The sequence below is a fragment of the Sphingobium xanthum genome (assembly GCF_019737615.1).
GTDB lineage: Bacteria > Pseudomonadota > Alphaproteobacteria > Sphingomonadales > Sphingomonadaceae > Sphingobium > Sphingobium xanthum.
The window spans coordinates 476,451-490,251 of record NZ_JAHKKS010000003.1 but is presented as its reverse complement, the minus strand read 5'-3'; the positions used below and the strand labels follow the sequence as shown (position 1 = coordinate 490,251).

Here is a 13,801-nt window from a genome sequence, read left to right as displayed (position 1 = left end):
CGAGCCATCCCGGCATATCTATGCCTCCCTGTGATCAGCATTGGATCCGGCGGCCCGCTTGTCTTTTCTTTGAGTTCCCATATCCCGCCCGGCGCGATCTTCAAAACCGTTAGTGACGTAACCGGAGAGGTCATCTTGAATTTTGCCGGGTACGCGATCATCTTTGACCCGGCTGGCGACTGGGCGGCTCATCGCCTGCGCCTTGACTCGGCTCCGGGCACGGCCTAATCCGGGCCATTCCCTTTCACCGGGGCGCATGACCAGCGCTTGCAAGCCTCGCCAGTGCGGCGGCCCCGGCACCATCTGACCATCACCGCATTCTCATGATAACACGCCAAGAGTCGGACTCGATTTTCCATGCATCTCAAAGAATTGAAGCGCAAAGCACCCGCTGACCTCGTCGCCATGGCCGAGGAGCTGGGCATTGAGAGCGCCTCCACCCTGCGCAAGCAGGACATCATGTTCGCGATCCTCAAGGTCGAGGCCGAGAACGGCACCGAGATCATCGGCGAGGGCACGATCGAGGTTCTGCCGGACGGCTTCGGCTTCCTGCGCAGCCCGGAGGCCAATTATCTGGCCGGTCCCGACGACATCTATGTCTCGCCCAATCAGGTTCGCAAATTCGGTCTGCGCACCGGCGACACGGTCGAAGGCGAAGTCCGCGCGCCCAAGGATGGCGAGCGCTATTTCGCGCTGACTCGCCTCGTCAGCGTCAATTTCGACGATCCCGAGGCCGTTCGCCACCGCGTCAATTTCGACAATCTGACGCCGCTCTATCCCGAGCAGAAGCTGAGCCTCGATACGCTCGACCCGACCGTCAAGGACAAGTCGGCCCGCGTGATCGACATCGTCTCGCCGCAGGGCAAGGGCCAGCGCACGCTCATCGTCGCCCCGCCCCGCGTCGGCAAGACGGTGATGCTGCAGAACATCGCCAAGGCGATCACCGATAATCATCCGGAAGTCTTCCTGCTCGTGCTGCTCATCGACGAGCGCCCCGAGGAAGTCACCGATATGCAGCGCAGCGTGAAGGGCGAGGTCGTCTCCTCGACCTTCGACGAACCCGCCACCCGCCACGTCCAGGTCGCCGAGATGGTGATCGAGAAGGCCAAACGTCTCGTCGAGCACAAGAAGGATGTCGTCATCCTGCTCGACTCCATCACCCGCCTCGGCCGCGCCTATAACACGGTCGTCCCCAGCTCCGGCAAGGTGCTGACCGGCGGTGTCGATGCGAACGCCCTGCAGCGCCCCAAGCGCTTCTTCGGCGCCGCGCGCAACATCGAGGAGGGTGGCTCGCTCTCCATCATCGCCACCGCGCTGATCGACACCGGCAGCCGCATGGACGAGGTCATCTTCGAAGAGTTCAAGGGCACCGGCAACTCGGAAATCGTCCTCGACCGCAAGGTGGCCGACAAGCGCATCTTCCCGGCGCTCGATGTCGGCAAGTCCGGCACGCGCAAGGAAGAGCTGCTCGTCGAGAAGGCCACTTTGTCCAAGATGTGGGTGCTTCGCCGCATCCTCATGCAGATGGGAACCGTCGATGCGATGGAATTCCTGCTGGACAAGATGAAGGATTCGAAGACAAACGAAGACTTCTTTGCTGCCATGAATCAGTAAGTTGGCCGGGGACGCATGACCGAAATCTGGGCGCACATCGTCAGCGACATCGGCAATCTGTTCACGGGCAGCACCAGCGCCTGGTTCGCGTTCGGCCAGGTCCTTCTGATCGATATCTTCCTGGCCGGCGACAATGCGATCGTAATCGGCGCGCTGGCGGCGGGCTTGCCCGCCGAGCAGCGCAAGAAGGTGATCCTCATCGGCATCATCGCGGCGCTGGTGCTGCGCATCGGCTTCGCGCTCGTCGTCACTCAATTGCTCCAGCTCATCGGGCTGATTTTCGCGGGCGGCGTGCTGCTGCTCTGGGTTTCGTGGAAAATGTATCGCGAGATCCGGCAAGGCGCGGATAACAGCCACGGCTCGCCGGAGATCGAGGGTGACGAGCATAGCGGCGTCAGGGCGGCCAAGAGCTTTGCCGGCGCGGCCTGGGCCGTTGCCGTCGCGGACGTCTCGATGAGCCTCGACAATGTCCTTGCGGTCGCAGGCGCGGCGCGGGATCATCCCGGCATCCTGATGATCGGCCTTGTCTTCGCCGTCGGGCTCATGGGCATCGCCGCGAACGTCATCGCCAAATATATCGATCGCTATCGCTGGATCGCCTGGATCGGCCTGCTGGTCATCATCTATGTGGCGTTCTCGATGATCTATACGGGCATTGTCGACAAGGATATCGGGCTTCTCCAGCTCGTCTGAGGCTGGGGCCCGATATCCGTCCCGGGGGGACATTCGTTCAAATCTGTGGCAAATGCGATCCCGATGCGGCATGGCAGGCCGGTCCCCGAGGGGATCAGCATGGAGAAGCGCCGCGATGAAATTCACAGTCGACGTCGATTGCACTCCCGAAGAGGCGCGGACCTTTCTGGGCCTGCCGGACATGAAGCCGATCCACGATCTCTACCTTCAGGCAGTGGCGGACACGATGAGCGGCCAGGCCAATCTTGAGCAGATGGAGCGCATGTTTCGCAGCATGTCGCCGCTCGGCGACGCAGGCATGAAGCTGTTTTCGAGCTTCATGGACCTCGGCATCAGCGCGGCAGGTGCTGGCGGGACGACCAAGAAAGACGGCTGAACATATTTCACGTGAGCCGATGATGTGAGCAATCCTGAAAAGCCGACCATTTTCGCCTTGTCGAGCGGGCAACCGCCGGCGGCGATCGCAGTCATTCGACTCTCCGGCCCCTCTGCGCTGCGTGCCGCGCGGGCGCTGACCACGCGGGATTTGCCCGAGCCGCGCCGTGCGGCCCTTCGTCGCTTCGTCGATCCCGAAGCCGGCGATCTTCTCGACGAGGGACTGCTCATCATCTTTCCCGGTCCGCGCACGGAGACCGGCGAGGACATGGCCGAACTGCATTGCCACGGCTCGCGCGCCGTTGTTCGGAGCGTCGAGGCGGCACTGGCCCGATTGCCCGGCATGCGGCTCGCCGAACCGGGCGAGTTCACGCGGCGCGCGTTTCTGAACGGTCAGATGGATCTGGCCGGCATCGAGGGGCTGGGCGATCTGCTGGCGGCCGAGACCGCGCTTCAGCGGCGCGCGGCCATGGCCATGATGGGCGGTGGCCTCAGTCGCCGGATCGAGGGCTGGACGACGGCGCTTCGCAAGCTGGCGGCGCAGGTGGAAGCGCGGATCGACTTTTCCGACGAGGGCGATGTCGAGGAATCGGGAACGATCGAAGGTTTGGCGGATGCCTGCGTCGAGATCGCGGCCGCCATGGAGAGCGATCTCGCCAAGCCAGGTGGGGAGCGGCTGAAGGACGGGATACGAGTTGCCATCGGTGGGCCGCCAAACGCCGGAAAATCCACCTTGTTCAATGCGCTCGTCGGTCGGGACGCAGCCATCGTCTCGCCGCATGCCGGAACGACGCGGGACGTGATCGAGGCGACGATCGCGATTCGCGGCGTGCCATTTCTTCTGTCTGATTCGGCCGGGTTGCGGGATGCGCAAGACGATGTCGAGCGGATCGGGGTCGATCGCGCCGAGGCCCTGTTGGCGCAGGCCGATATCGTGTTGTGGCTTGGTGCAGCTGATATGAAACCGCCCGTTCACGGGGAGCTGATCCAGCTTCACGCGAAGGCGGACGTGAATTCCTCCGGTCAGGGTCTCGCCATATCAGCGCGGACGGGGCAGGGGATATCGGACCTCGTCGACAGGCTCTGCATCGTCGCAGAATCACTGCTGCCGGTTCCCGGTGACTATGCTTTATCACAGCGCCAGAGGGCGGTCCTTCTGCGCAGCGCTGCCGCTGTACGTGATGCGGTAGACGAAACTGACGAAATCCTCATTGCCGAGAATTTACGGCACGCGCTGAGCGCGCTCGATGAACTCACCGGCCACGTCACGACCGATGCCGTTCTGGACGAACTTTTCTCCGGCTTCTGCATCGGCAAATAGCGTCGGCGCGCCGACGTTCCACGTGGAACACTCGCGCATCGAACAGGCTTTGACCACTTGGGGCGCCCGGAGTAGGGCGGGCCGATGAGTACATCCTATGATGTCATTGTCGTTGGCGGCGGGCACGCCGGTACCGAGGCTGCTGCTGCTGCTGCACGGCGCGGCGCTCAAGTCGCGCTCGTCACGGCTGACCCTGCGCGTATCGGCGAGATGTCCTGCAATCCGTCGATCGGCGGGCTTGGCAAGGGGCATCTGGTCCGGGAGGTGGACGCCCTTGACGGCCTGATGGCGCGGGCGGCGGATCGCGCGGCCATTCACCGGCGCATGCTGAATGCGAGCAAGGGCGCTGCCGTTCGCGGCCCTCGCGTTCAGGCGGACCGTACACTCTATCGCGCGGCGATTCAGCAGATGGTCCGGGATCAGCCTGGCCTCGACGTGATCGCCGGAGAGGTGGCGGCGCTCCGCCTCGGCGCGGGACACAGGATCGAAGGCGTAGAACTGACGGACGGATCGACGCTCCGGGGCAGGGCTGTGGTCCTGACGACAGGCACCTTTCTGGGCGGCATCATGTTCCGGGGCGAGGAGCGCGTTACGGGCGGCCGCATCGGCGAGCATGCTGCCAGTGCGCTGGCCGCGCAGCTCCGCGCGCTGGACCTGCCGATGGGCCGGCTCAAGACCGGCACGCCCGCGCGGCTCGATGGCCGCACGATCGACTGGGCACGACTCGAAGCGCAGCCGACTGACCCAACCTTCTGGAGCATGTCCTTCCTCGGACTGGCAGACCGCTCGCGGCAACCCCAACTTGCCTGTGCCATCACGCGCACCACTGCCGAAACACACGACATCATCCGCAGCAGTCTCGACCGGTCGCCGCTCTTCTCGGGCGACATCGAAGGGCGCGGCCCGCGCTACTGCCCGTCGATTGAGGACAAGGTGATTCGCTTTGGCGATCGGGACGGCCACCAGATCTTTCTCGAGCCCGAAGGACTCGATACGCCGCTGGTCTATCCCAATGGACTCAGCACGTCGCTGCCGGCGGACGTCCAGCTGACACTCCTGCGGACGTTGCCCGGTCTCGCGCAAGTCGCAATGATGATCGCGGGCTACGCGGTCGAATATGACCACATCGATCCGCGCGCCCTGGATCGCCGGCTCGCGCTCCCTGCCATGCCCGGTCTGTTCCTTGCCGGTCAGATCAACGGCACCACCGGCTATGAGGAAGCGGCTGCACAGGGGCTGGTTGCGGGCGCAAATGCAGCGGCCTGCGCACTCGATCTCGCGCCGCTCATCCTCGATCGCGCCGAGAGCTATCTCGGTGTGTTGATCGACGATCTCTGCCTTCAGGGGATTACTGAGCCCTATCGCATGCTGACCGCCCGCGCGGAGTTTCGGCTGCGGCTGCGCGCCGACAATGCCGCGACTCGCCTGACGCCGATTGGCCTGTCGTTTGGTCTGGTCGGGGAAGAGCGGGCGCATTGGTGGGAATTGCGGGAGCAGGCCCGCCAGTGGACGGAATCCGGCTGGGAGCGTGTCACGACCGGTGAGTCATTGCGCAACGTCGGCGCTGATGTGCGCGAGGACGGGGTGCGCCGCTCCCTGCGCGAATGGGCACGCTTTCCGGCGATCGTTCGGGAACATCTTGCGGCGCTGGCTCCGGAACTGGCGGGAGCCGACGATTCCGACCTGATCGCGGAACAACTGCAGGATGCCATCTATGCCCCCTATGTCGAACGGCAGGAGGCAGAGGTTCGGGCGCTGCGCGCCAATGAAGCGATTGCGTTGCCGCTCGCGCTCGACTTCGGATCGATCGGCGGCCTGAGCGCGGAGATGATCGAGCGTCTGAGCCTCGCGCGCCCGGAGACGCTGGGCGCCGCGGCCCGCATTCGCGGCATCACGCCGGCCGCCCTTGCGGCGTTGCTCGTGGCGACGCGGCAGCACGCGGCATGACCGAGGAGGAGGCCCAGGGCTGGCTGCGCGAGAGAGGCTGGTGGGAGGGGACCATCGGCAATCGCTTACGCCAGCTCGTCGGTCTGGTTCTCGAGGAAGCTGATCGGCAGAATCTGATTTCTGCTGCCAGTCGCGATTCGATCTGGGCACGGCACCTCGTTGATTCGGCGCAATTGTTCCCAATGATCGACGGTGCCCGGATCGACGAGGCAGCACCGTGGGTCGATCTTGGAACGGGCGCGGGCTTCCCTGGCTTGGTCATTGCGTGCCTGAGTAATCGGCCCATGAAGCTGGTCGAAGTGCGTCCGCTTCGCGTGGACTTTCTCGCGCGCTGTGTAGACGCGATGGGACTGACACATGTGGAAGTTTGCGGCGTGAAGGTCGAGAAGGCGTTGTTCGAGGTACCTGCCGGCATCATCTCGGCACGGGCCTATGCGCCGCTTGACCGTCTGCTCGCCAGTGCGAGTCATTTATCGGATGAAAATACCCTCTGGTTGCTGCCAAAGGGCCGTCAGGGCGAGAACGAACTGGAAATCGTGCGCCATGACTGGCAAGCTGTGTTTCACGTGGAACAGAGCATCACCAGCCCTGAAAGCGTGATCGTGACCATCCAGCAACTTCGCCGCGCCGCGCCGCCGAATCGCCAGGGCTCACACGCAGGAAGAAAGAGAAGTTTGCGCGCCAGGAACCGACCATGATCAGCATCGCCATTGCCAATCAGAAGGGCGGCGTCGGCAAGACCACGACGGCGATCAATCTCGCGACCGCACTCGCGGCGACAGGTCATCGCACGTTGCTGATCGACCTCGATCCCCAGGGCAACGCCTCCACCGGCCTCGGCGTGAGCCAGCGCGATCGCGCCAGGTCGAGCTATGATCTTCTGATCGGCGACTGCACGCTCGACGAAGCCGTAGTCCATAGCCTCGTCCCCGGCCTCGATATCATCCCCGCGACGCAGGACCTCTCCGGCGCCGAGATCGAACTCATCGACATCGAGCAACGCACCCATCGCCTGATCAACGCCCTTGCGACGGGTGGCGATCACCGCTGGAATGTGTGCCTGATCGACTGCCCACCGTCGCTCGGTCTTCTCACCGTCAACGCGATGGTCGCGGTCCAGTCGGTGCTGGTCCCGCTGCAATGCGAGTTCTTTGCGCTCGAGGGCCTCTCGCAGCTTCTCCAGACCGTCGAGCGTATCCGCGCCCGTTTCAATCCAGGCCTGTCCATTCTCGGTATCGCGCTGACCATGTATGACCGTCGCAACCGCCTGACCGATCAGGTTGCGGATGATGTGCGCGCCTGCCTCGGTGATCTCGTCTTCAAGACCGTGATTCCGCGCAACGTCCGCCTGTCCGAGGCGCCCAGTCACGGCGTTCCTGCTCTCATCTACGATATGCGCTGCGCCGGATCGGAAGCCTATATGGCGCTCGCACGTGAACTGATTGATCGGCTTCCGCGAGAAGAGGTGGCCGCATGAGCGACAATGACAACAAGGCACATGTCCGCCGCCCGCTTGGCCGCGGCCTCTCCGCACTGCTGGGCGAGGTCAACAGGGACGTGCCGACGGAGGCATCTACCGAGGTCGGCGTCGCCAACCCCAATCGTTCGGTCCAGCTCCTCGAAATCGCCCGCATTGCGCCGCATCCGGAGCAGCCGCGCCGTCAGTTCGACGAGCAGGCTCTGGAGGAACTGGCCGAGAGCATCCGTGCCCGCGGCGTGATCCAGCCGATCATCGTGCGGCCGTCCGGCGGCGAGCGGTACCAGATCGTGGCGGGCGAGCGCCGCTGGCGCGCGGCCCAAAAAGCGCAGCTTCACCAGATCCCTGCCATCGTCCGCGACTTCACCGAGGGCGAGACGCTGGAAATCGCGCTGGTCGAGAACATCCAGCGCGAGGATCTCAATCCGATCGAGGAAGCGCTGGCCTATCGCCGCCTGACCACGCAATTCCAACACAGCCAGGAAGCGCTGGCCCGCATCGTCGGCAAGTCGCGCAGCCACATTGCGAACCTCATGCGCCTGCTCGATCTGCCGGCCGACGTGCAGGACCTCGTCATGGAGGGCAAGCTCAGCATGGGCCATGGGCGTGCGCTGATCGGGGCACCGGGCAGCGTCGCGCTCGCGCAGGAAATCGCCGAGAAAGGGCTATCGGTCCGCGAGACCGAGCATCTGGTTCGCGTCGCGCGCGAAGGTAAATCGCCACGTGGCGCCAAGCCGGCATCGACCGGCTCGCGCGATCCCGATCTCGTCGCGATGGAGCAGCATCTGTCCGATCTGCTCGGCCTCAAGGTCGGCATCACTTTCGAGAGCGGCAAGGGGACGCTGACGCTGAACTATTCCAGCCTCGAACAGCTCGACATGATTTGCCAGAAGCTGACAGGCGGCGGCTTCTAGTCCGCCCGCAACAGTTCAGCCGCGCTTGGCGAGCGCGTCGAAATCCCGCAATGTTGAGAGCAGCGCCGGCAGTTCGCTGAGCGGCACCATGTTCGGCCCGTCACTCGGCGCATTGTCCGGGTCTTCATGCGTCTCGATGAACACGGCCGCTACGCCGATGGCGATCGCCGCGCGCGCCAGCACCGGCACGAAGCGCCGCTCGCCGCCCGAGCTCGTCCCCTGACCACCCGGTTGCTGCACGCTGTGCGTCGCATCGAACACCACCGGGCAACCGGTCTCGGCCAGGATCGGCAAGGCGCGCATATCGCTCACCAACGTGTTGTAGCCAAAGCTCGCGCCACGCTCGGTCAGCAGCACCTTGTCGTTGCCGGTGCTCATCACCTTCTTCGCGACATTGGCCATATCCCACGGAGCCAGAAACTGGCCCTTCTTCACGTTGATCGTCCGGCCGGTCTCGCCCGCCGCGAGCAGCAGATCGGTTTGGCGGCAGAGAAAGGCCGGGATCTGGAGCACGTCGACGATCTCGGCGACCGGCGCGCACTGGCTGGCCTCATGCACATCGGTCAGCACCGGGCAACCGAAGCGCTGCTTGATCTCCGCGAAGATATCGAGCGATTTGGCGAGGCCAATGCCGCGTGCGGCCGAAACGGACGTGCGGTTCGCCTTGTCGAAGCTGGTCTTGTAGATGAGCGGCATGCCAAGTGTGCCAGTCATCTCGGCAAGCGCTTGCGCCGTCTCCAGCGCATGATCGCGCGACTGCATCTGGCAGGGGCCGGCGATCAGCGTCAGCGGCCGGTCATTGGCGATGGCGATCTCGCCGACGGTGACGGTGCGGGGTGCGGTCATGGCCGCTGTCATAGACCCGCTGTGGCCTCACGGAAACCCGCCCCGGCCATCAGGAGATCCCGAGCCGGTCGAGATCGTGGATATGGATGAGGCCGACCGGCACGTCCGGCGCCTCCGCGTCCATGACGAACAAGGCCGTGATCCTGTTCACGGCCATGATTTCCAGCGCATCCTCGGCATAGATGCCGTCCGCAATCGTCTTGGGATTGACGGTCATGACGTCGCCCGCCGTGCGCGCGAGCAGCCCGTCGATTTTGCGGCGCAAGTCGCCATCGGTGATCGTGCCGAGCAGCTGTCCGGCCTCGTCGAGCACACCGGCAATGCCGAAGCTCTTCTCGGTCATCGTCACCAATACGTCCGGCATCGGCGTGTGTGCGGCGACGAGCGGAAGCTGATCCCCCTGATGCATGATCTTGCCGACCGGCAGCAGCCGCGATCCGATCGCGCCGCCCGGATGCAGCAGCTCGAGCTGCGTGCGCGAAATGCCGTGCGCCTGCATCACCGTGACGGCCAGCGCATCGCCCAGCGCGAGCATCAGCGTGGTCGAGGTCGTCGGCGAGATATTGGCCGGGCATGCCTCGCGCACGCGTGGCAGGGTGAGGCACACGGTCGCGACCTGGGCCATGGGCGATCCGCGCTGCGAGGTGATGCCGATCACCGGGCAGCCAAGCAGCTTCGCGTGGTTCATGATGGGCTTGAGCTCGGGCGTCGCGCCGCTGTTGGAAAGGGCGACGAGCACATCGCCCGGCGTGATCATGCCGAGATCGCCATGCGCTGCTTCGCCCGGATGGACGAAGAAGGCGGGAAGACCCGTAGAAGAGAAGGTCGCCGCCATCTTGCGCGCGATATGGCCGGATTTGCCCATGCCGCTGACGATGACGCGCCCGCTCGTGCCGAGCAGCAGCTCGATCGCGCGGGGAAAGGCGTCGTCCAGCGCATCGGCCAGCTGGGCGATGGCGTCGGCCTCGGTCTGGAGGACCGTGCGGCCATGCGCCAGCATCTGTTCGGGGCTGAGCTGGCGCTGAAGGCCGAGACGCTGCTTGACGTCCTGAAACATGGTGCTCGCGTCCCGCTCAGGGCTTCATCGCGAACCAGGTCGGATATTTGGAGTTCCAGCTGTCCGCCTCGCCGCAATCGATCACGTGAAGCTCCAGGCCGTTTTCGGCCACGAACCGGTCGACTGCCGCCACGACCAGCGGCCAGTCGGCATGATAGTCGTCGCCCGAGATGATCCCGCCGCTCTTGAGCTTGGGGAACCAGTCGCGGAAAGTCGCACCGTCCAGTTCGCCGTCATGGGCGTAGCCGTCGACATAGATGAAATCGAGGCTGTGGTCCGGGAAGAGCGGCAGGGCTTCGTCGAAGCGCATGCGCAGGATGGCGTTGCGGTCGCGATAGGCCGAGAGCCGCGCAATCGCCTCGCGATATTGCTGCATGTCGTGGCCGCGGTCGCCTTCCCACATGTCGATGCTGTAGAGATAGCCCACCTTCGAGCGGTTCAGGATGCGCTCGGAGAAGTCGCCGCCGGCAACGCCCAGCTCCACGCCGCTGCCGCCTTCGCGGAACAGAGTGGCGACATCGTCGCGCTTGGTGAAGGTCCCCGCGAGCAAGCGCAGCGCTTCGCTGATCTGCGCATCATACACATCGTTGATGATGTGCGTGGGGGCGGGCGAGGCGGAAACCGGCGCGTCCGGCGCGATCGTTGACGTCATGCCGGCCACTGCCGTGTCGGAGCGTCCGGTGTCGAAGCCCATAGCCATGTCGTTCAAAGTCAGTCTCCTGGCATTGGCCGGCTGCGCCCCTGTTCAGCGCAGCTTTACGCCATGAACGGGAAGTATCGGGATATGCCTAACAGAGTGTTAATCGCGTAATGCCATCCACGCCCGATTGACGGCGTTCACCAAGCTGGCCATGCGGGGCGCATGCAGTTTTTCTCGGACAATACGGCGCCTGTGCATCCTGCCATCTGGCAAGCGCTCGCCGCTGCCGACGGCGTGGATTCTGCTTATGACGGCGATGCGCTGAGCCAGGCGCTCGACGCGCGTTTCTCCGAGCTGTTCGAGCGCGAGGTCGCGGTCGTCTGGAGCTCGACGGGCACGTCGGCAAACGCGCTGGCGCTCGCTCTGCTGTGTCCGCCTTATGGCGGCATCCTCGCGCATGACGAAGCGCATATCGTTGTCGACGAATGCGGCGCTGTGGAGCTGGCGACCGGCGGCGCGCGATTGCTCACCTGCCCTGGCGACGGTGCGAAGCTCAATGTCGCGGAACTTCAGGCGCGGATTGCCCGGCTGGGCAAGGCCGTCCATCATACGAAGCCCTTCGCCGTCTCGATCGCTAATGCCACCGAATATGGTCTGATCTACCGCCCGGACGAGGTCGCCGCGATCGGCGCCTTCTGCCGGGAGCACGGCCTTTCGCTGCACATGGATGGCGCGCGCTTCGCCAATGCGCTGGTGCGCCTCAACGCGACACCGGCGGATCTGAGCTGGCGGGCGGGCGTCGATGCGCTGAGCTTCGGATTCACCAAGAATGGCGCGATGAATGCCGAGGCGCTGATCCTGTTCGATCCGGCGCGCGCCGACGAAGCCAAGCGCCGCCGTAAGCGCGCCGGCCATCTACTCTCCAAGGGGCGCTATATTGCTGCGCAATTGCATGCGATGCTGGAGGGCGATCTCTGGCTCGTCAATGCCCGCACCGCCAATGAGGCGGCCGTCCCGCTCGCGCAGGCGGCGGGCGATCGCCTGATCCACCCGGCCGAAGCGAACATGCTGTTCGTCCGCTTCTCGCCGGCCGAGGCGGCGCATCTGCGCGCGCAGGGCTTCGGCTTCCATGATGCCGGGCCAGGCGCCGCACGGCTTGTCACGAGCTGGCATCACCGCGTGGAGGACGTCGCCCCGTTCGCGGCCGCCATCGCTGCCTTATGAAAGCGAGCCAGCTCGCCAGCGGCGTCGTCATGCCGTTCGCGATCATCACGCTCATCTGGTCGTCGACCTGGATCGTCATTCGCGATCAGCTGGGCGTTGTCCCGCCGAGCTGGTCGGTCTGCTATCGCTTCGCCATTGCCGCGCTCGGCATGGCAGTGCTGGCGCGCATCAACGGCGTGTCGCTGCGGCTCGGGCGGCGCGAGGCGATCTTCTGCGGGCTGATGGGCATCTGCCAGTTCGTGCTGAACTTCAATCTGCTCTACCGGGCCGAGGCGCACATCACCTCCGGGCTGTGCGCTCTGGTCTATGCGCTGCTCATCATCCCCAATAGCCTGATGGCGCGGCTGTTCTTCGGCGAGCGCGTCACCGGCGGCTTTCTGGCCGGCTCGTTTGTGGCGATCGTCGGCATCGGCTGTCTGTTCGTGAACGAATATCGCGCGAGCGTCACCGCCGCGCCGGCGGATGTCGTGCTGGCGCTCGGCCTCTGCACGCTTGCCGTCCTGTTCGCGTCGATCGCCAACGTGATGCAGGCCGCGCCGATGGCCCGCACCATTCCCATGGCCACGCTACTCGTCTGGTCAATGGCGATCGGTGCGTTCGTGGATGGCGCCTATGCCTGGGCGACAGTTGGGCCGCCCTTGGTTGATCCGCGCTCCGGCTATTGGCTGGGAGTGCTCTATCTCGCCATCGCCGGTTCGGTCGTCACGTTCCCGCTCTATTTCGGCCTGATTCAGCGCATCGGCGCAGGTCCGGCCGCCTATACGAGCGTGCTGATCCCGATTCTCGCCATGGGCATTTCAACCATCTTCGAGGATTATCGCTGGACGCCGCTCGCCATCGCGGGGGTGGTGCTAGCGCTCGGCGGCATGGTCATCGCCATGCAGGCCCGTCTCCGCCGCAAGACAAGCAGCTAGGCCGCTGCGATAATCGGGATAGAGTGGCCGCCAGCCAAGCAGTCGCTTTGCCTTGCCGTTCGCGACCCGGCGATTCTCCGAATAAAAGGCCAAAGCGGCAGGCGAGAGATCGGCCTGCTCCAGCGTCTGCAGCGGCGGCGGTGCCACGCCAAGCAACGCGCTCGCACAGGCGATCACCTCGTTTTGCGGGCAGGGCCGGTCGTCGGCGAGATTATAGACGCCCGGCGGGCCATCCATGCCTGCCACCGCGCCCGCAACGATGTCGTCGATATGTACGCGACTGAAGATCTGCGCAGGCAGATCGATCCGTCGCGCCGCCCCCGCGCGCAGACGATCCAGCGCACTCCGTCCTGGCCCATAAATGCCGGGAAGGCGGAACACATGCACTGGCCGTCCCAATCCCTGCCAGGCGAGATCGGCGGCCGCCCGCGCACTGCGTCGCCCCAGCCCCACCGGCGCGCTCTCGTCCACCCACGCCCCGCCGGTATCGCCATAGACGCCCGTCGATGAGAGATAGCCGATCCATGCTGCAGGCGCCGTCGCGATCGCCGCGCCATAGGTGGTCAGCACCGGATCGCCGGACTCACCCGGCGGCACCGAGGAGAGGATATGTGTTGCGCGGCGCAACGCCGCTTCGACCGCCGCGCGATCGTCGAAGCGCATCGATCCTGCCGATCCTGTTCCCTCGATCGTCCATCCCTCGCCCGCCAGCCGCCGTGCCAGCCGTCCGGCGCTATAGCCGAGCCCGAAGATAAGAAGATGCGGCATGAGACATCGGC

Annotated in this window: 15 protein-coding genes; 10 read left to right on the top strand and 5 right to left on the bottom strand. The window is 64.9% G+C overall.

The window, feature by feature from the left end; genetic code table 11:
* Nucleotides 1-18 precede the first annotated feature (18 nt).
* The gene (locus KM135_RS08270; RefSeq protein WP_221713505.1) at nucleotides 19-192 is read right to left on the bottom strand and encodes a hypothetical protein; all 174 of its coding nucleotides are present in this window, start codon (nucleotides 190-192) and stop codon (nucleotides 19-21) included.
* A gap of 165 nt (nucleotides 193-357) precedes the next feature.
* Here KM135_RS08270 and rho point away from each other — a divergent pair, with 165 nt between their 5' ends.
* The 8 genes from rho (at nucleotide 358) to KM135_RS08230 (ending at nucleotide 8,341) form a co-directional block, all read left to right on the top strand.
* Nucleotides 358-1,614 carry a transcription termination factor Rho gene (gene rho, locus KM135_RS08265; protein ID WP_221713504.1) on the top strand — a complete coding sequence of 419 codons (1,257 nt, stop codon included), beginning with the start codon at nucleotides 358-360 and terminating at the stop codon, nucleotides 1,612-1,614.
* 15 nt (nucleotides 1,615-1,629) lie between these two features.
* A complete protein-coding gene (locus KM135_RS08260; RefSeq protein WP_221713503.1) occupies nucleotides 1,630-2,307 on the top strand; it encodes a YjbE family putative metal transport protein in 678 nt (225 codons plus the stop codon).
* 115 nt (nucleotides 2,308-2,422) lie between these two features.
* Nucleotides 2,423-2,683 (top strand): DUF6489 family protein, encoded by a 261-nt coding sequence (locus KM135_RS08255; protein WP_221713502.1) that lies wholly within the window; start codon nucleotides 2,423-2,425, stop codon nucleotides 2,681-2,683.
* Nucleotides 2,684-2,707: 24 nt separating this feature from the next.
* Nucleotides 2,708-4,003 carry a tRNA uridine-5-carboxymethylaminomethyl(34) synthesis GTPase MnmE gene (gene mnmE / locus KM135_RS08250; RefSeq protein WP_221713501.1) on the top strand — a complete coding sequence of 432 codons (1,296 nt, stop codon included), beginning with the start codon at nucleotides 2,708-2,710 and terminating at the stop codon, nucleotides 4,001-4,003.
* An 84-nt stretch (nucleotides 4,004-4,087) separates the two neighbouring features.
* Nucleotides 4,088-5,950: a tRNA uridine-5-carboxymethylaminomethyl(34) synthesis enzyme MnmG gene (mnmG, locus tag KM135_RS08245; RefSeq protein WP_221713500.1), complete on the top strand. Its 1,863-nt coding sequence runs from the start codon at nucleotides 4,088-4,090 to the stop codon at nucleotides 5,948-5,950.
* Nucleotides 5,947-6,648, top strand: coding sequence for a 16S rRNA (guanine(527)-N(7))-methyltransferase RsmG (locus KM135_RS08240; protein WP_221713499.1), 702 nt, complete (start codon nucleotides 5,947-5,949; stop codon nucleotides 6,646-6,648). Before mnmG ends, KM135_RS08240 begins: the two co-directional genes overlap by 4 nt.
* Nucleotides 6,645-7,427: a ParA family protein gene (locus tag KM135_RS08235; RefSeq protein WP_221713498.1), complete on the top strand. Its 783-nt coding sequence runs from the start codon at nucleotides 6,645-6,647 to the stop codon at nucleotides 7,425-7,427. The genes KM135_RS08240 and KM135_RS08235 overlap by 4 nt, the downstream gene beginning before the upstream one ends.
* Nucleotides 7,424-8,341: a ParB/RepB/Spo0J family partition protein gene (locus KM135_RS08230; RefSeq protein WP_221713497.1), complete on the top strand. Its 918-nt coding sequence runs from the start codon at nucleotides 7,424-7,426 to the stop codon at nucleotides 8,339-8,341. Before KM135_RS08235 ends, KM135_RS08230 begins: the two co-directional genes overlap by 4 nt.
* 15 nt (nucleotides 8,342-8,356) lie before the next feature.
* Here KM135_RS08230 and kdsA read toward each other — a convergent pair whose 3' ends face one another.
* From kdsA to KM135_RS08215, 3 genes are read right to left on the bottom strand one after another with little or no spacing between them, the layout of a single operon-like run.
* A complete protein-coding gene (kdsA, locus tag KM135_RS08225; protein WP_221713496.1) occupies nucleotides 8,357-9,187 on the bottom strand; it encodes a 3-deoxy-8-phosphooctulonate synthase in 831 nt (276 codons plus the stop codon).
* Between the two features lie 49 nt (nucleotides 9,188-9,236).
* Complete coding sequence (locus tag KM135_RS08220) at nucleotides 9,237-10,244, bottom strand: KpsF/GutQ family sugar-phosphate isomerase (protein WP_221713495.1); 1,008 nt, start codon at nucleotides 10,242-10,244, stop codon at nucleotides 9,237-9,239.
* Between the two features lie 16 nt (nucleotides 10,245-10,260).
* On the bottom strand, nucleotides 10,261-10,944 hold the full coding sequence (locus KM135_RS08215) for a class I SAM-dependent methyltransferase (RefSeq protein ID WP_246605853.1): 684 nt from the start codon (nucleotides 10,942-10,944) through the stop codon (nucleotides 10,261-10,263).
* A 162-nt stretch (nucleotides 10,945-11,106) separates the two neighbouring features.
* Between KM135_RS08215 and KM135_RS08210 the strand changes: the two genes are divergently transcribed.
* A complete protein-coding gene (locus KM135_RS08210) occupies nucleotides 11,107-12,108 on the top strand; it encodes a threonine aldolase family protein (protein ID WP_221713493.1) in 1,002 nt (333 codons plus the stop codon).
* Nucleotides 12,105-13,022 (top strand): DMT family transporter, encoded by a 918-nt coding sequence (locus KM135_RS08205; protein ID WP_221713492.1) that lies wholly within the window; start codon nucleotides 12,105-12,107, stop codon nucleotides 13,020-13,022. The genes KM135_RS08210 and KM135_RS08205 overlap by 4 nt, the downstream gene beginning before the upstream one ends.
* Here KM135_RS08205 and KM135_RS08200 read toward each other — a convergent pair.
* Complete coding sequence (locus KM135_RS08200) at nucleotides 12,960-13,790, bottom strand: Rossmann-fold NAD(P)-binding domain-containing protein (RefSeq protein ID WP_221713491.1); 831 nt, start codon at nucleotides 13,788-13,790, stop codon at nucleotides 12,960-12,962. The genes KM135_RS08205 and KM135_RS08200 overlap by 63 nt on opposite strands.
* Nucleotides 13,791-13,801: the final 11 nt, after the last annotated feature.